Source organism: Kitasatospora sp. RG8, assembly GCF_017813315.1.
Classification (GTDB): Bacteria; Actinomycetota; Actinomycetes; order Streptomycetales; family Streptomycetaceae; genus Kitasatospora.
This window is the reverse complement of sequence record NZ_JAGIYX010000007.1, coordinates 204100-220546: the sequence shown is the minus strand read 5'-3', so window position 1 is coordinate 220546 and position 16447 is coordinate 204100. Positions and strand designations below refer to the sequence as shown.

At 72.1% G+C, this 16447-nt stretch carries 14 protein-coding genes and 1 pseudogene; 5 read left to right on the top strand and 10 right to left on the bottom strand.

The annotated features are described in order from the left end of the window. Positions 1–18 precede the first annotated feature (18 nt). The 7 genes and pseudogenes from J5Y04_RS13925 to J5Y04_RS13900 form a co-directional block, all read right to left on the bottom strand. Positions 19–672, bottom strand: coding sequence for a HemK2/MTQ2 family protein methyltransferase (locus J5Y04_RS13925; RefSeq protein WP_209412295.1), 654 nt, complete (start codon positions 670–672; stop codon positions 19–21). Positions 673–798: 126 nt separating this feature from the next. Next, entirely contained in the window at positions 799–1566 is a 768-nt protein-coding gene (locus tag J5Y04_RS13920; protein WP_307853100.1) for a YhjD/YihY/BrkB family envelope integrity protein, read from the bottom strand. A 63-nt stretch (positions 1567–1629) separates the two neighbouring features. Further along, positions 1630–1818: pseudogene (locus J5Y04_RS43955) on the bottom strand (DUF6296 family protein); the annotation flags it as partial. Positions 1819–2692: 874 nt separating this feature from the next. Next, positions 2693–5083 (bottom strand): SpoIIE family protein phosphatase, encoded by a 2391-nt coding sequence (locus tag J5Y04_RS13915; RefSeq protein ID WP_209412294.1) that lies wholly within the window; start codon positions 5081–5083, stop codon positions 2693–2695. Positions 5084–5175: 92 nt separating this feature from the next. Then, the gene (locus tag J5Y04_RS13910) at positions 5176–5598 is read right to left on the bottom strand and encodes an ATP-binding protein (RefSeq protein WP_245204766.1); all 423 of its coding nucleotides are present in this window, start codon (positions 5596–5598) and stop codon (positions 5176–5178) included. A 30-nt stretch (positions 5599–5628) separates the two neighbouring features. Next, the gene (locus J5Y04_RS13905) at positions 5629–5994 is read right to left on the bottom strand and encodes an STAS domain-containing protein (RefSeq protein ID WP_209412292.1); all 366 of its coding nucleotides are present in this window, start codon (positions 5992–5994) and stop codon (positions 5629–5631) included. Positions 5995–6044: 50 nt separating this feature from the next. Then, positions 6045–6446, bottom strand: coding sequence for an ATP-binding protein (locus J5Y04_RS13900; protein WP_209412291.1), 402 nt, complete (start codon positions 6444–6446; stop codon positions 6045–6047). Positions 6447–6725: 279 nt separating this feature from the next. Here J5Y04_RS13900 and J5Y04_RS13895 point away from each other — a divergent pair, with 279 nt between their 5' ends. Continuing rightward, positions 6726–7208 carry a flavin reductase family protein gene (locus tag J5Y04_RS13895; protein ID WP_209412290.1) on the top strand — a complete coding sequence of 161 codons (483 nt, stop codon included), beginning with the start codon at positions 6726–6728 and terminating at the stop codon, positions 7206–7208. 447 nt (positions 7209–7655) lie between these two features. Here the strand turns inward: J5Y04_RS13895 and J5Y04_RS13890 are convergent, their stop codons facing one another. Next, positions 7656–9350 carry a CYTH and CHAD domain-containing protein gene (locus tag J5Y04_RS13890; RefSeq protein WP_209412289.1) on the bottom strand — a complete coding sequence of 565 codons (1695 nt, stop codon included), beginning with the start codon at positions 9348–9350 and terminating at the stop codon, positions 7656–7658. A 491-nt stretch (positions 9351–9841) separates the two neighbouring features. Then, complete coding sequence (locus J5Y04_RS13885) at positions 9842–10198, bottom strand: STAS domain-containing protein (RefSeq protein WP_209412288.1); 357 nt, start codon at positions 10196–10198, stop codon at positions 9842–9844. Between the two features lie 214 nt (positions 10199–10412). Between J5Y04_RS13885 and J5Y04_RS13880 the strand changes: the two genes are divergently transcribed. The 3 genes from J5Y04_RS13880 to J5Y04_RS13870 all read left to right on the top strand — a co-directional run bounded on the left by J5Y04_RS13880 (position 10413) and on the right by J5Y04_RS13870 (position 12678). Further along, positions 10413–10754, top strand: coding sequence for a helix-turn-helix domain-containing protein (locus J5Y04_RS13880; protein ID WP_209412287.1), 342 nt, complete (start codon positions 10413–10415; stop codon positions 10752–10754). Positions 10755–11083: 329 nt separating this feature from the next. Beyond that, the gene (locus J5Y04_RS13875) at positions 11084–11452 is read left to right on the top strand and encodes a low affinity iron permease family protein (protein WP_209412286.1); all 369 of its coding nucleotides are present in this window, start codon (positions 11084–11086) and stop codon (positions 11450–11452) included. A gap of 128 nt (positions 11453–11580) precedes the next feature. Next, complete coding sequence (locus J5Y04_RS13870) at positions 11581–12678, top strand: glutamate--cysteine ligase (protein WP_209412285.1); 1098 nt, start codon at positions 11581–11583, stop codon at positions 12676–12678. Here J5Y04_RS13870 and J5Y04_RS13865 read toward each other — a convergent pair. Beyond that, positions 12653–13303 (bottom strand): flavodoxin domain-containing protein, encoded by a 651-nt coding sequence (locus J5Y04_RS13865; protein WP_209412284.1) that lies wholly within the window; start codon positions 13301–13303, stop codon positions 12653–12655. The genes J5Y04_RS13870 and J5Y04_RS13865 overlap by 26 nt on opposite strands. A 214-nt stretch (positions 13304–13517) precedes the next feature. Here J5Y04_RS13865 and J5Y04_RS13860 point away from each other — a divergent pair, with 214 nt between their 5' ends. Beyond that, the gene (locus tag J5Y04_RS13860; RefSeq protein WP_209412283.1) at positions 13518–16436 is read left to right on the top strand and encodes a cation-transporting P-type ATPase; all 2919 of its coding nucleotides are present in this window, start codon (positions 13518–13520) and stop codon (positions 16434–16436) included. Positions 16437–16447 lie beyond the last annotated feature (11 nt).

Sequence of the window (16447 nt, the reverse complement as noted above, 5' to 3'; positions counted from 1 at the left end):
GGTCGCGAGTCCTGGTACTCAGGCAGGTCGGGCACCGCGCACCACCGCCAATTCCTCCTCGCGGACACCCGGGGCGATCAGGCCGCGGCTCTCGAACCACTCCGCGCGAGCCGACATCACCGGACCGAAGTCTTGGCGCCGCCGGGCCACCACCTCGGCCTGCAGGCCCACCCGCTCCAAGGTGCGCACCGTCGCCCGGACGTCGGCCAGCGAGGACTGCACCAGGAGCAGCACCCCGCCGGGCGCCAGTAGATCCGGCACCTCACAGCAGATCCGGTCGAGCAGCAGCCTGCCGTCCGGCCCTGCGTCCCAGGCGCGGGCCACACCCCGCCGGGGGCGCTCGGCCTGGGCGGCGGGCACGTACGGCGGGTTGCTGACCACCAGGTCGAACAGCGTGTCGCGCACCGGCCCGGTCAGGTCCCCGCGACGCAGCCGGATCCGACGGAGACGAAGTCGTGCGTTCGCCCAAGCAGTGGCGAGCGCGAGCCAGGACACGTCCACGGCCGTCACCCGGGCGCCGAGGCGGGCGGCCGCCAGCGCGACGGCGCCGCTGCCGGTGCCGAGATCGAGACAGCGCGCCCCGCGAAGCGGCCCCTCGCGGGCGAGACTCTCCACCAGGAGGGCCGTGTCGCCCTGGGCCGGATACACGCCGGGTGGTCTGAGCAGCAACATACCGCGCGCCTGCCCCGGATCCGCCCAACCAATCGCCAGCAGCCTGCGACGGTCGGGCGGTACCGCTGATGAGGGGCCGGCCCGGGGATCCAATCCCCAGGGCCGACATCCACTTGCGCCGGCATCTCAGCGGACGCCTCGACGGCGCGGAACCACCCGCAGCGACAACAGCGCCCGGCCCGCGATCGCGCCCCCGTACACCGAGAAGCCCACCCCGATCAGCCACGACTGGACCACCAGGACCGTGCCGACCGGACCGTACGTGACCACGTTGGAGACGATCAGCGGCGCGAAGACCAGCCGCGAGAACGCCCGCAGGCCGACCAGCGCGACGACGGTCGCGCCGGCCCCCGGAAGCAGCCTGCGCCAGGGGACCCGCGCACCGAGTAGCAGCCGCTGCAGCCACCAGAACAGCAGCACCCCGCCGCACACGGTGGCAACCACCTGCAGGGCCGGCTGCGCAGCCGTGTGCTCCCAGGGAACCCGGCTCCACGCCGCGACCAGGATGTAGCCGATCAGCCCGACCAGGGCCGCCACCTGTCGCCACGCGCTGCGCCAGGCGCCGGGCGGCAGCTGCCAGATCCGCTCGTAGGCGTTCTGCACCGCGGTCATCAGGCTGACCCCGAACACGGCGAGGGCGGCAAGGCTGAGGCCGGTGGTGGTGCTGAGGACCTCGCGGCGCGAGGCGAAGAGCTGGCCCACAGCCGCCGAGGAGCGGCCGGACAGGCCCAGGCCGTCGGCGATCCAGTCGGCGATGCCGCTGCCGCGTGTCGGCGACGCAGCGGCGATCACCACGAGCAGCGGCACGAGGGTCACGAAGCACAGCGCCGCGAACGCCATCGCCCGGTGCAGCAACTCCACCTCACGCCCGCGGCGCCACGCCACCACGGCCACTCGCCGGGCATATCCGGTCATGGCACCGGGACGGCGTGCGGGCACTGCATCGAGGCGACCTCCAGGGGGATCGGCGAGCGGCTCGGCCACACCGGCGCTCACGTACACCCGGAGGCCGCCGGACTCGTCGGCATACACCGGCCGTCCATCCGGCCCGGTCGTGTGCGTGAAATGCACCACGACAACCCGCGGCGGCGCATGGGCGCCAGGAGTACCCGGGATCGTGACGGCGTATCGCTCGATGGGTGCCATGGCGGCCTCTGCACAGGCTTCCGCCCCCTTTCGGTTGTGCAGCGCGCCTGCCCCGCCCCAGCTGAGGCAAACGACCGACCGAGGTCGACGCCGCGGAGGGGAAGGCCACAGACGCCGCCTCGCTCTCCATGCTGTCGGCCGCGGGCCCCGGGTACCTTCGAACTCGACCCTTCCGTTCTTCTCGCTCGTAGGTCCGCGACGTCCCGTCCTGGCACCGCGCCAACCCGTTCGACGTGCGGGACACTTGATTGCAGTAGCCGCCTGGGCACCTCCTGCTTCCCCCGCGGAGGGCCGGCGCGGCCGGAGGAGGCGATGACGTGGCCACTCCCGACGACCCGGAGCAAACGGGCGAAGAGGCACGGAGCCGGTCCGCAGAGGAACGAGCCGTCGTGGCTCCAACCCCGGTAGCTGTCCGGGCCACGGCTGACGGCGACACGGCACAACCCGACGAAGAGACCCAGCGCCGGTCGGCAGAGGAAGGACGGATCGTGGCTCCTACTCCGGCGGACGTCCGCGCCGGAGCGGACGACGAGCATTCGGAACCGCCGCTGGGGGATTCCCAGGCACCATAAGGCTGTAGGAACGGGCTGAGCCCGTGCCGCTCCCGTTGGCGTCGCGCTGATTCCAGCCAGCCGCGTGCCCCCTGCTCTCTCGCTCGTGCGCCCCGGCCGCCAAAACCGTCTCCGTAGAGCTGGGGCTTGCCGGATGCTCACACGGGCAGGCGCACCGGCTCGCACGCCTGGAGGGTCAGCCTTGGCTGTAGACGACCGTACCGACTTGCTCGGACTGCCTTGATCGGGTGGTCGTCAGCGGCTCTTCCCGGGTCCCGGGCTTTCGTGGCGTTCGCGCGGCCGCGGATCGCAGGCGCCCGGATTCAGGTCAGCTGCAAGCCGATGATGCAGGTGTCGTCCTGCGGGTTGGGGGCCTTGAGTCGGCGCAGGATGTGGTCCAGGTGGCCCCGGAGGTTGGGCACCTTGTACTCTGCGGCCGCTGTGAGCAGGCGTTCGAGGCCGCGGTCGAGGCTCTCACCGCGCCGCTCGACGAGTCCGTCGGTGAACAGCAGCACCACGTCGTCGGGTTCCAGGTCCAATACGGTGCTGCGGTAGACGGCGCCGGGGTGGGCGCCGAGCAGCATGCCGGGCGGCTGGTCGAGGTAGCGGGCTGCGCCGTCGTGGACCAGCAGGGGTGGCAGGTGTCCGGCCCTGGCCCAGGTGAGGGTCCGGTGTTCGGGGTCGAGCCGGCCGCAGACGGCGGTGGCGATGAACTCGTTGCCGAGGTGGCAGAGCATCTCGTTGAGGCGCTGGAGCATCTGGTCCGGTTGGGCGCCGGTGAAGGCCATACCTCGTAGGGCGTCGCGCAGTTGCGCCATGCCGGCGGCCGCCCGCAGTCCGTGGCCGGAGACGTCGCCGACGGCGATGAGGACCGTGTCGTCCGGGAGGGTGAGGGCGTCGTACCAGTCGCCGCCGACCCGGCCGTCGCTCTCGGCCGGCAGATAGTGGGCCGCCACTTCGAGGTTGGACGGGGGCGGGCCGCCGGGCACATCCATGAGCGCGTGTTGGAGAGCCCGTACGGCGCGGTGCTCGACGGCTGTCTGGCGGACCTGCTCGGCGAGTTGGGCGCGGGTGTCGGTGAGCGCCCGTTCGGTGCGGCGCCAGGCGCTGATGTCCTGGACGACGCCGCGGACGGCGAGCAGTTCGCCGTCCCGTTGGCCGGGTACGGACTCCGCGATCGCTCGGACGGTACGGGTGACGCCGTCGCCGCGGACGATCCGGAATTCGAGCGTGGCGGAGGCGTGCCCGGCGAGCAGCCGCTCGGCCAGCAGGTGGACGGCGGCGCGGTCCGCCGGTGCGACGGCTGCCTCCGCCTCCGCCAGGCCAAGAGTGCCGAGCGTGGCCCGTTCGGGTCGGCCGAGCAGCCGGAAGACCTCCGGTGAGCAGTCCAGATGCCCGGCGGAGACGCCCCACTGCCAGGTGCCGATCCCGGCCAGCCGCTGGGCCTGGGCGAGCTGGTGTTCCCGGAGTTCCTGCTCGTCGTGGATGCGCCAGCTGACCAGGACGCCGTCGAGGAACGGGGTGGCGTGCAGCGTCATGGTCGAGCCGTGCACAGCGCCGCCGACGACCTCGACGTACTGCTCGGCCTCGCCCTGGTACGGCACACCGGTGGCGGCGACGTCGAGCAGGTGCTGGAAGGTGCCGGAGGAGACCATGCCGGGGTAGAGCTCGCTGAGCAGCCGGCCCGTGATGTCCTGGCCGGTGCGGCCGGCCAGGTCGATGGTGGCGGCGTTGGCGTGCTCCACGCGCAGATCGGTGACCTTCCCCTCGGTCTCGCGGACGGCGTTCAGGATCAGGACCGGATCGAGGAGGGCGTCGAGTACCGCCCGGAACCACGGCTCACCGGTCGGCAGTGGCGCTCCGGCCTCCTCCTTGCTCGGGTTGAGCACCCGCAGCAGCTGGGCGGCGCAGAGCCGGCCCAGCGCGGAGAGGTAGCGCTCCGCGGGACGGTCGGCGTGGAAGTCGCCGGGCCAGCCGAGTTTCATCGCACCGATCAGCCGCTCCCCGGTACGAAGCGGCAGGGCGCACACAGTCTCACCGGGAACCAGGTCCTCGCCCTTCAGGTCGGGGTAGCGCGCGGCGAACTCGGAGCGCCTGGCCCACACGATCGTTCCGCTGCGGACGGCATCTGTCATGGGCAGCGACATACTCGGCGGGATGCGCTGCCACTGGCTGAGCTGATGGGCGGGGACCCCGTGGCTGGCGACCAGCCTGAGCGCGCCGTCGGGCTCCAGAAGGGTGAGGGCGACCGCGCCGACACCGAGCGGGGCAAGCGCCGCCTCGGTGAGCAGGGCGGCGAGCTCGTCGGGTGCCTCGGCCGAACCAAGGGCCGAGGCGGCGAGGTGGTAGCGGGCCGCGAAGTCGCCCGCGACGGAGCGACCACCCGCCCGGGGCCCCGCAGCGGCCGGCGCGCGGCCGACCGGAGCCGGCTGCGGCAGCCCAGCGACCGGGCCGTCCTCGTCGGTGTCCGGCGGTGCCACCGTCGCGAGCAGGTCGGCGGCGATGTCGACGACTCTGCGGTTGCTGTCCTGGGAGAGCTGGACCAGGTGGCTGAAGGCCTCGTCCGTCGTGCACGAGAACCGTTCGATCAGGATGCCCTTGGCCTGTTCGATCACGGCGCGGGTCCGCATGGCACGGCGCTGGCCCTCCACCTCGCCGCGCAGGCGGTCGATCGTGGCCCGTAGCCGGGTGCTTTCGCCCTGCGGTTCCGACATCCACGCCCCCTAGAGGCGCCGAGAGTGAGGAGTTCTTCCAGCCTAGGCCGCGGGCGTGGGCGGCGCCGGGTGCGGACGACGACCTGCGCCGTTCAATGCGAGCGGTGCCCTTTCGCGAGCTCCGGGCGGGCCGGCGGTGCGGCGATCTCCGACCAGACTGTCTTGCCACTGGGGTCTGAGGCGCTGCCCCAGGCCCAGGACAGTAGTGCGACCACCCGTAGTCCGTATCCGCCGGGGGCGGTGGGGTCCTTAGTGCGCCGGAGTACGGGCAGCTCGGGGCTCGTGTCGGACACCTCCACGCGCAGCCCCGCCGGTGAGCGGCGCAGGCGCAGCTCGATCGGTCCCCCGGCGTGCATGGCGGCGTTGGTGACCAGCTCGCTGACGATCAGGAGGACGTCCTCGGCGACCGCCCGGCGCTCGCCCTCGGCGGCCGGGAGCCAGCCCCAGTCGAGCAAGGCCGCGCAGGTGAACTCGCGGGACTTGACGACCACACCGGGGACGTGGTCCAAAACCAATCGGCGGTGGTCCGAGGCAGACATCAGCGGTCAGCCGTCCTGGCCGTCGAGCGCGTCGGCCAGCGAAGGGTAGATCCGGAAGATGCTTCCCGCTCCTGTGATCTCGAACAGGCGGGAAACGATCGGGCTGAGGCCTGCCAGCAGCAGCGGCCGCCCGTCGCCCTCGGCGGAGCGGCGAACGCGTAGCAGCAGGTTCAGGCCGGTGGAGTCGCAGAAGGACAGACCGTCACAGTCGACCACCACCGGGCCCGGCGGGCCACGCAGGACGGCATCCAAGACCTCGTCCAGGGGCTCCGCCGTGTCGTTGTCCAGCTCCCCTTCCGGACGGACGATCACGCTCCGCCCCGAAGCGCGAACCACCACCGTGAGCCCGGCCTGGGCCCAGTCGGTGTCCATGGCTTCTTCTCCTCCCGGTGTCCCTCGTCCCACGGTTGGGGCGCTGCCCTTCACCCCCGGTGGTTTGGGACGACGGTCTCCACGATCTTGCCGGTGGCCGTGCGTGCGGCGTGCACCCGGTGACCGATGGTGGCTACCACGAACAGGCCGTGCCCGGACGGCCCCGGCCGTCCGGCCGGATGGAGCAGCTCCGAACTGGTGTCCTCGACCGCAATCTCGACGCCCTCGTCCACGACCACCATCGTCAGTCTGCACGGTCCCGGTGCATGCCGGCACGCATTACACACCAACTCGCTGACCACCAGAACCGCGTCCTGACGGGTCTGCGGGCTGAGCCGGACCCGGTCGAGGCCTGCCAGCTCGCCGAGAAAGCAACGTGCGGCACTTCGCGCTCGGCCTTCCGACCCGGGGGCTCCGTCCAGGTAGACGTCGAGCGAGGGCACGTAGCGCACGACGTCACCTCGACTCTCCTCAAGTTCGGTCCCACCTGGCTCCTACCCTGGGGCGGCCACCACAATCGGCACCCCGTGTCTGTGCGACCCGGCCGGCCGGGTCGCCACCGGGTCGCCTCACAGTGCACCTTTGCACGCAGCGAAAGCACAGTTAGGAGGCAGGTCGCCTGTTCTCGCGTCGGTGTCGGCCGAAATGGGTAGGCGCGTCCTACCCATTCCGATCACCGCGACAAAGCCGACGGGTGCAGCTGGACGGTAGAACACGGAGGGAGAGGACAGATGGGTGGGTTCGAATCGTTCGTCGCGTTGCTGGACACCCAGCCGGTCTACGTCGTCACCGCTGCAACCGACGCCGGGCAGCGCGCAGGCTGCCTGGTCGGCTTCGCAGGCCAGTGCTCCATCCGGCCTCCCCGGTTCACGGTGTGGCTCTCCAAGGTGAACCACACCTACGCCGTCGCGATGCACTCTCCTGTCCTCGTAGTCCATCTGCTGCCGCAGCGCCACGACCTCGCGGAGCTGTTCGGCGGACGCAGCGGTGACGCGGTCGACAAGTTCGCGGCCATCGGCTGGCAGCCCGGCCCGTCCGGAGTCCCGGTGCTCACCGACGCGTTGGCCTGGTTCGCGGGGCGGGTCCTCGACCGAGTCGACTGGGGTGATCACGTGGGATTCCTCCTGGACCCCTTCGTCACCAGGACCACGACAGGGCGCTGTCCGCTCCGCCTTGGCGATGTCACGGACATCGACGCCGGACATCCGGCCTGAACCCCCGGGACTCGCCGACCGCTCCGCGCGGTAAGCGTTCTGGTGTAAGTCCCTTGCGGTTATGGGATGCTGAGCTGGTCCGCGAAGAGGAGTGAGAACTGGTTCAGTGCCTCCTTCCAGTGTCCGACGACGTGGTTGATGTCGCGGGCCCCGGGCGTCTCTGCTCGCGGACGGCAAGATGGAGCCTCTTCAACGCGGCTTGCTCCGAAGGGGAATGGCCGCGGTTGCGGGTGGCCTTCCGGTTCGTGACCTATGCGATTCCCGCAAATCACGGGCGGGATCAAGCGGTTCTACCGCGACACCTCCTGGCCCCTGCGGGTGCCGCACAACCTCCAGGGGCTGTACCTGCGGGTCGCGCGCGCCTCCGAGCGGATGGAGCAGGACCTCGGCTGCGCTCAGCAGGCCGGCGGCCTGCCGGTGCGCCGCCGACCACGACTTGGTGCGAGATCAGCGTGCGAGCCGGCGGCCGGCCTTCGCGGCTTCGGACAGCCGGCGGTCCTCGTCGTGTCGCTGGCGGGTGTGGAGCACGCCCAGCGCGAAGGCGATGCCGGGTGGGACCTGGTCGGAGAGCTCGCGGATGGTTCTCTCGCCGACCACGCCGTCCTGGTGGGCACCGAGCGCCTTCTGGATGCTTTTCGCGCGCTTGGCCAGCCGACGGGCTTGCTTCCCTAGGAGCGGCTCGGTGCATTCCGCGGCGTAGCGGGCGCGTTTGGCGGCCTTCCGTGCCCGGTGCAGGGCAGCGTCGCGGTCCTGTCCCGGCGGCATGGCGAGCGCGGCACTCAGGCGCCGTCCGGTCCGCTTCCGTTGCCGGGTCAGGACCTTCCGGGCTTCCTTGCGGCCGTGCCGGGCGCGGACGCGCAGCGGTGGTTCGGCGGCCAGATCCTCCAACACGCCGAGCAGTGCGAAGTAGCGGGGCCGGCTCATCGCCTGCACGGCTGCGCGCCAGGCGGTCTGGTACCGGTCCCGGAAGACGGCCTCCAGCAGTCGGCAAGTCGCCCCCGGCCGGAGGTCGGGAGGCAGGTCGGCGGCGTCGGCGGTGAGCTGCTCACCCAGAACCTCGGCGTCTCGGGCGCGCCCGAGGATCCGGCCGAGTCGGCGTAGTTCGTCGTCGACGTGGTCCACCGCCCCTTTGCGGAGGAGCCGCCGGTGGGCGGCGAGCGCACTGCGCAGGCGTCGGACGTGGACCCGCATCTGATGCACCGCGTCGGGTTCGTTCAGTCGGACGGCGGCGTCCAGTGATTCCAGGGCGGCGACGTGGGTCCGAAGATAGGCGGTGAGGCAATCGCCAACGGAGTGTGGGGCGTTCGAAGCGGTCGGCAGAGCGGTGCGGGATCCGTCCGGAAGCTCTTCGAGCCGGTCGTGCAGGGCGCGGCCGAGTTTCGTCGCGCTGGCGGACGGCCGCAGGCCGTCCGCCAGCAGCCGCTCCTCGACCGCGTCGAGGAGCTCGGGCCCCGCATCCACCAGCTCCACCTCGGTCTCGATCCAGTCGACGCGTCCGAGCGTCGCGCCGACCGGGCCGACGAGCTCCGCGGACACCGTGTCCCGGTCGATCTCCGCGAGGGTCCCCCCGTGCTCGTCCAGCAGCATCGTGGGCTCCCGCCGCGTCCGCAGGTGCGCCACGGCACCGAGCCGGCCGCCGCGCGCGTGGACCGCTGCCCGGGCGGTCAGCTCCGCGGGCGGTCGGTCCCTGCCATCGGTGTCGGCAGGGAGGCGGGTCTCGGCACGGCCGCCGTCCGGCTCGGGAGTCTTGAGGTGCCACCCCGCGTCGTGGCCCCCGCTGCGTCGGCGCAGGGTCACGCCCCGGCGCAGCAGTCGGAGGTCCGGCGTGTCGAAGTAGACGGCGTCCAGCCGCACGGTGGCACCGGCGCGTACGAAGGCCACTCCGGACAGGCCGTCCGCAGTGATCGGCCTGCGCAGCGCGCCGTCGTACGAACGTTCGATCTCCAGATACCGTGTTGCCATACTGTCCGTCTGTCCGACATGGCACATCCGAATCACCAGCACCGGAGACAGGATTTCGCTTCGACAGTGTGCCGGGCGGTGCAGCAGGTCGACAGGGTGCAGGCCCTTCCCGTGACGACCGTCAACAGAGTCGTGGATCGAGGGCGCCGAACCTCCCCAGCGCGTGGAGAACCTGCGCACCTTGGCGGCACCTCTCCCTGCCGCGTCCTCGACCCCGCCGACCTCGCGGGAGAGTCGCCGTGACGCCGGAGTCGACGCTCCTGTCGCGTTGTTCCGCTACCGCCTCACGGCGCTCGTTCCGCGTCCGCCGCGCCGACCATCCGCGGCGGGAGAAACCCCAGGGCCCGGCGCCCGCAGTCGGTGCGCCGACAGCCGGTCGGATCCCGTGGTGTCCGGGCGGGTTTCGAAGCCGGCGAAGGCGACCGGGCCGCTGTTGTTGGCGGAGGCCCGGGAACGGGAGACGCGAATGGGAAGACCGCCCTGGATCCAGTGCGTCAGGGAGGCGGCGGCGTGGGCCGGGCGCAGCAGGCAAGAGGCGGCCACAGCGCGTGCAGCTGCTTCCCCCAGGAGGGCGGTCACCTCCTGGCGGCCGTCGGCGAGTCTGACAAGGAGGCGCTCGGGCCGTTCGGCGGGTCCGAGGAGGCCGACCAGCACGGCGGGTTCGGTGAGGCTCATGTCGGTGCATCCCCTCTCCGGTCAGGGACTGGCTCGATGGCGAACAGGGTGGTGGTCTCGGTGAGGTCGAGGATCCGGGAGAGGAAGCGGCCCGGGCGCAGCGACAGGGTCTTGCCGGTTTGCCGGGCCCGCTCGCGCACGCGCAGCAGGATGTTGAGGCCGGTGCTGTCGGTGAAGCTGACGCCCGTCATGTCGATGGTCAGGACACCTGGACTCGCGTCCAGGGCGTTGATCAGCGCCCGCCCGAGACGTGCGGCGCAGTCCTGGTCGATCTCGCCGCAGACAGCTGCGACCGGGTGCTGCGAGGTGCCCGCGAGCCGCACGCCGACGGACTTGTTCCCGGCGGCGATCACGTCGGGGGCGCGGTGTTGTCCCGGCTTCGCTGGCGCCGGTCCCCGAGAGGTGCGCCGCTGCCGTGTTGAGGACTCCCACCTGGACATGGCGAGCTCCTTGGCCACTGACGACTTTTACTGAAATCCTGCGTCGCCCCGTCCATGTACGTCAAGCAAAACCGGAGTCGAAATGCACCTTTTGTGATGCTGGAAGGGTGAGGCCTACGATGGGGTCATGGACCGGCACACGGCACCCCCGAGGACGAATTGGACGTTCCTCACCAACCACGCACGTGTCCTGGCGACCATCGCCCGCGACCCCGGAACGCGGCTGCGTGACATCGCCTCCCACTGCGATCTGACCGAGCGCGCCGCCCAGGCCATCGTCACGGACCTGGAGAAGGCCGGCTACCTCGCCCACACCCGCACCGGCCGCCGCAACAGATACGAGATCACCCCCGACACCCACCTGCGCCACCCCGCCGACGATCACCTCCACGTTGCGGCCCTTCTCGACCTCATGACCTCGGGGACGGAGCACTCGGACGCCACCCCGCACCAGCTCCGCGCCGGCTGACACAGGCCACGGGCCCGCAACCGACCACTCTCTCCGCCCGAGCCGCGCCTGGTGGGGACGGCCCACCCACGGGGTCGACGGCGACGCCGGCCGGTCCGCGTTCAGGCGGCCGGACACGGCAGGGCGGCAACACATGGCAGAGGCAGGCGGACGCACGGGGCCCACTCGCCGTGGATCGGCGCCCCACGGGTGCAGGCGGGGTACGCGACGTCGACGTAGCAGCCCGCCTCCCACGAGATGACGGTGGCATCCGGCCCGCCCGGGCGCCTCGCGCGCAACATAGGGCGCGGCCGGAAGCGTTCCGGAAGCGTTGGTGGTAGGGAGGGGGCATGACCCTCTCACACCCGGCCGATCGCAGCGACGGCCGGCGCGGCCAGTTCGAGCGGCTTGCCGAAGTCGCCTCCAATTTCACCAGCTCGCCGACGTTCTCGTTGTTCTGCGTGATGCTGGTGGCGGCCTTCATCGTGGTCCACGCGGCCGGTCTGTCCACGGAGTGGCAGATCCTGGTGGGGGACACGATGACGGCCATCACGCTCCTTCTGTTGGCGCTGCTCAAGAATGCTGAGCGTCGCGCCGAGCATGCCGTCCAGCGCAAGCTGGACGCGATCGCCGCCGCTCTTCTCGAAACGCACGAGGGGCACGAGGGCAAGGCGCAAACCGAGCTCAGGAAGGCGATCCGCATGGAGGAACGGTTCTGAGGATCGGCGACCCACGACCCGTCGGCGGGTCACGCCCACGCCAAGCGGATCGGAGGGTGCAGCCACCGCGTTGACGTTCAGACGGCCGGCAGGCGGATGGCAGCCGGATCACCGGGTATCCGCTCGATATGCTCACACTCGGTGTGGAGGAGGAGTACCTCCTGCTCGACCTCGACACGGGCCTTCCACGGGCCCGCGCGGAACAGGTGCGCCGAACGGCCGGCCTGCAGCCCGCCCTCGCCGAGGCCGAGATACAGCGTGAACTCCTGCAGGCCCAGCTGGAGGTCGCCACGCCCGTCTGCCGGGAGCTGGAGGAGGTCGGGGGACACCTCCTGCGGCTGCGCCACGCTCTGGGGGCTGCCGCCGTCACGGACGGCTGTCGTCTCGCCGCATCCGCCGCAGCCCCCTTCGCCGACCGCCTCACCGTCCCGATCACCGACACCGCCCGCTACCGCGCCATGCACACCGACGCGCCGCAACTGACCGACGAGCAACTGATCACCGGCATGCACGTCCACCTCGGTATCCCCGACCGCGCGACCGGCATCCTCTTGATGAACAGGCTGCGCCCCTGGCTGCCGGTGCTCGTGGCGCTGGCCGCCAACTCGCCCCTGTGGCAGGGCACCGACACCGGTTTCGCCAGCTGGCGCACCATCGTCTTCAGTCGCTGGCCCGTCAGCGGACCGCCCCCACGCTTCGAGAACGCGGCCGACTACGACCGACGCACCCGCGCGCTGGTGGCACGCCGGCTGATCCACGACCGGGGGCAGATCTACTGGCACATCAGGCTGTCCGACCACTACCCCACCGTCGAGGTCCGCGCCATGGACGTCCAGCTGCGTCCGGACGAGGCGGTGCTGCTCGCCGGCATCGTCCGCCTCCTGGCCGACCAGGCCATCAGCGACGAGCGGACGGGGCGCCCCGGACCCGCCGTCGAGCCGGAGGCCCTGGCCGCAGCCGTGTGGCACGGTGCGCGCCACGGCTCCACGAGCGAGGTGTTCGACCCCGTCCACGGCCGACTCGTCGCGGTCGGCGACGCAGCGGCCACCATGCTCGACTCCGTGGACCCGGCGCTCACCCGGAGTGGAGAGCGCAGACACATCGTCCCCGTACTCGAGCGGTTGCTGCGCGAGGGCAACGGCGCCACCCGTCAGCGCCGGGTCCTGCGAGAACACGGCCGGGAAGGCCTGATCGCCATGATCAGCGACCAGACCACCGGAACCTGACCACGCCCCGAACCCACGAGCCTGGTCGATGGCGGCTCGCCGCCGGTACGACCCCGGCATCTTCCGCGCCGACCCTGGCTACCGCGACACTGAGCTGCTGCATGCGTGCTCCGGTGCTGGTGAGGGCCTGCTGGAGGGCGGTGGTGACGTGGTGGATGTCGTCGTCGGTGAGGTGCTGGTGGAAGGGGAGCGGGTAGCGGAATCCCGCGCTGGTGACCTGGTAGGTGGTGGAGGCGGCCCGCTGGTCGGCACTCGCGGTGATGCTGCCACCGAAGGTGACGTGCCTGCGGGAATGCAGCTGTCGCATCGCCGTGGTGGCGCCGTGCACCGGCGGGATGTCGTGCTGCTCGGCGGAGCTGTCCACCGGGCCGCTGCTGAACAGCCAGACCGGGCGCCGGGCCAGGGCCTCGGCGTGGTCGTGTGCGCAGCGCAGGGCGTCGCGGTGCCAGTGGCCTGCGTAGAGCGAGCTGCCGGGAACGACCGCGTCGAAGTCCGACACGTTCCGTACTTCTTCCCCGGGGACGACGACGGCGTCGAACCCGTCCTGGTCCAAGGTCCGGCCGATCTCGTGGGCGATGCCGCCCGTGGCGCCGTGCTTGTTGCCGTAGGCCACCTGGATCTTCAACTTATTTCATGGTGCTCCTCCTGTGCGTGCCCGTCCCGGCCGCGCACAGGGCGTGGCCGACAACGCCAGCGTGGGCCGGCGACAGCATCCGGGCCAGGGCCGCTCGCCCCGGTGCCCGGACCGGTCGGCCCTCCCGCCCGGCCCGGACGCCTGCCTACGGTTCGTACAGGGCTCGGGAGCACCGGGCCGCCCCAACGACCACCGGGGAGGGAACATGGCACCGACCACCACGCTCCGGCCGACCGACCGCTCGGACGCCCCCGACCCGCGCGAGCCGATGGCGCTTCTGTTCCGGGATCTGCGCACGTCACCGGCGGGTCTGCCGGAGCGTGAGGCGGTCCGGCGCCAGGCCGTGTACGGTCCCAACACCCTCGCCCGGCGGGGCGGGCGCCGCTGGCCTCGCGAGCTCGCGCAGCAGTTCACGCACCCGCTCGCCCTGTTGCTGGCCGTCGCGGCCGTGCTCGCGGCCGTCAGTGGGGCCCCGGCACTGGCGGTGGCGATCGTGGCGGTGATCCTGCTCAACGCCGCGCTCGCCTTCGCCCAGGAGCAGCAGGCCGAGCGGGCGGTGGAGGCGCTGGCGGCGTTCCTGCCCGAGCAGGCCGCCGTGGTCCGCGACGGCGTCCGACGGGACGTGGCCGTCCAGGCGCTGGTCCCGGGGGATGTGCTGGTGGTCGAGGAGGGCGAGCGGATCTCCGCCGACGCCCGGTTGCTCGCAGGAGGCGTCGAGGTCGACCTGTCGGCGCTGACCGGCGAGTCGGTGCCGGTGTTCCGCTCGGCGGACCTGGTGGACATCGAGGGGTCGTTGTTGGACGCCCGTGACCTGCTGTTCTCCGGAACGGCGTGCACGGGTGGCGATGCCCGGGCGGTGGTGACCGCCACCGGCATGCACACCGAGCTCGGCCGGATCGCCGCGCTCAGCCAGCGCACCCGGCGCGAGGAGAGCCCGCTGGAGCACCAGGTCAAGCGGGCCGCCCGGCTGATCGCGGTGGTTGCCGTCGGCGTCGGACTGGCCTTCCTGCCGATCGGCCTCGCGGCGGGCCTCTCGCTCGCCGCCGCGGTGAGCTTCGCCATCGGCCTGCTGGTCGCCAACGTCCCGGAGGGTCTGCTGCCGACCATCACGTTGGCGCTGGCCTCCGGGGTCCGGGACCTGGCCCGGCGCGGGGCCGTGGTCAAACGGCTGTCCGCCGTCGAGACACTGGGTTCCACAACGGTCGTCTGCACCGACAAGACGGGCACGCTGACCGAGAACCGGATGCTGGTGACGACCGTCTGGACCCCGGGTGGCGAGACCGCCGTCGACGCGCTGCCGGACGTGCCGCCGCAGGTCCGGCTGGTCGCCGAGGCGGCGGCCGCCTGCACGACGGCGCATCCGGACGCGGGGCACGGCGACCCGACCGAGCTCGCGCTGCTCGCTCTGGCCGACCGGCTGGGCGTGCCGTGTCCGCCCGAACGGCGCGACCTAGACCGCCGGGCCGTGTTCCGCTTCGACCCGCGCATCAAGCTCATGACCACCGCCGACACCGGGGACGGCGCGGTCGTCCTGCACACCAAGGGTGCGCCGGAGGAGGTCCTCACCCACGCCACCCGCCTCCTCGACCACGGGGTGGAGCGGGCCCTGACGCCGGACGACCGGACCGAGGTGGCGCATGCCGTCGGTGTCCTGGCCGCCCGGGGACTGCGGGTGCTGGCGGTGGCCCGGCGGCGACTGCCGTCCGGCGAGCCGCCGCCCGCCGGCCGCGAGGAGGCCGAGCGGGACCTGTGTCTGACCGGCCTGGTCGGGATGGCGGACCCGGCCCGGCCCGAGGTCGCCGACGCGATCGCGCTCGCTCACCGGGCCGGCATCACCGTGCACGTCGTCACCGGTGACAACGGCCTCACCGCGGCCGCCATCGCCGAGCAGGTCGGCATCGGCCACCGCGGTTCCCGCATCGTCACCGGCACCGAGCTGGCCGCGATGAGCGAGCCGGAGCTGGACACACTGCTCGCCCGGGGCGAGGAGGTGATCTTCGCCCGTACCTCGCCCGAGGCCAAGCTGAGGATCGCGGACGCGCTGCGCGCCGAGGGCCACACCGTGGCGATGACCGGGGACGGCGTCAACGACGCCCCCGCCCTGCGGCGCGCCGACATCGGCGTCGCCATGGGCCGCTCCGGCACGGACGTCGCCCGCGAGTCGGCGACCATGGTGCTGACCGACGACAACTTCGCCACGATCGTCGCGGCGGTCGAGGCCGGCCGGCGGACGTACGACAACATCCGCAAGTTCATCGTCTACATCTTCGCCCACGCCGTCCCCGAGGTCGTCCCCTTCCTGGTGTTCGCTCTCGCGGGCGGTGCCATCCCGCTGCCGCTCACGGTGATGCAGATCCTCGCCGTCGACCTCGGCACCGACACCCTCCCGGCCCTCGCCCTCGGCCGCGAACGCGCCGAGCCCGGGCTGATGGACCGCCCCCCGCGCCCGCGCGGCGAGCGGGTGATCCAGCCCGGGATGCTGGCCCGGGCCTGGGGCTTCCTCGGACTGATCTCGGCCTGTCTGGTGATGTCCGGGTTCCTGCTCACCCTCACGCTGGGAGGCTGGCACCCCGGTGCCCCGACCGGCCCCGGCACCGCGCTGCACCTGACCTACGAGCAGGCCACCACGGTCACCTGGCTCGGCATCGTCGCCTGCCAGATCGGCACCGCCTTCGCCGCCCGCACCGACCGCGCCTCGCTGCGTTCCATCGGCGTCCTCAGCAATCGCCGGCTGCTCGGCGGCATCGGCTTCTCCCTCGCCTTCGCCGCCGCGATCGTCTACCTGCCACCCCTGCACCACGTGTTCGGGACGGCGGCACTCACCCCGGCCCAACTGGCCGTCGTGGTGCCGTTCCCGTTCGTCGTCTGGGGTGCGGACGAGCTGCGCCGGGCCCTGGTGCGGCACCACACGGCAGGACACGCCGCGCCGGCCGCCGTCGCGCCGGCGTCGGTGCGTCCCGCCACCGAGGCGTCCGGACACCATCCGCTCGCCGTCCTGCTGGCCCGCCACGGTTGGAGCGCACACCGACTCACGCACGCCCTCGGGATCAGTGAGCGAGCGGCCGATGAGATCGTCGCCCACGCCCGCCGGGTCGCCGCCGAGCACGGCCGCCGAACGCCGTGAGTCAGACCGCC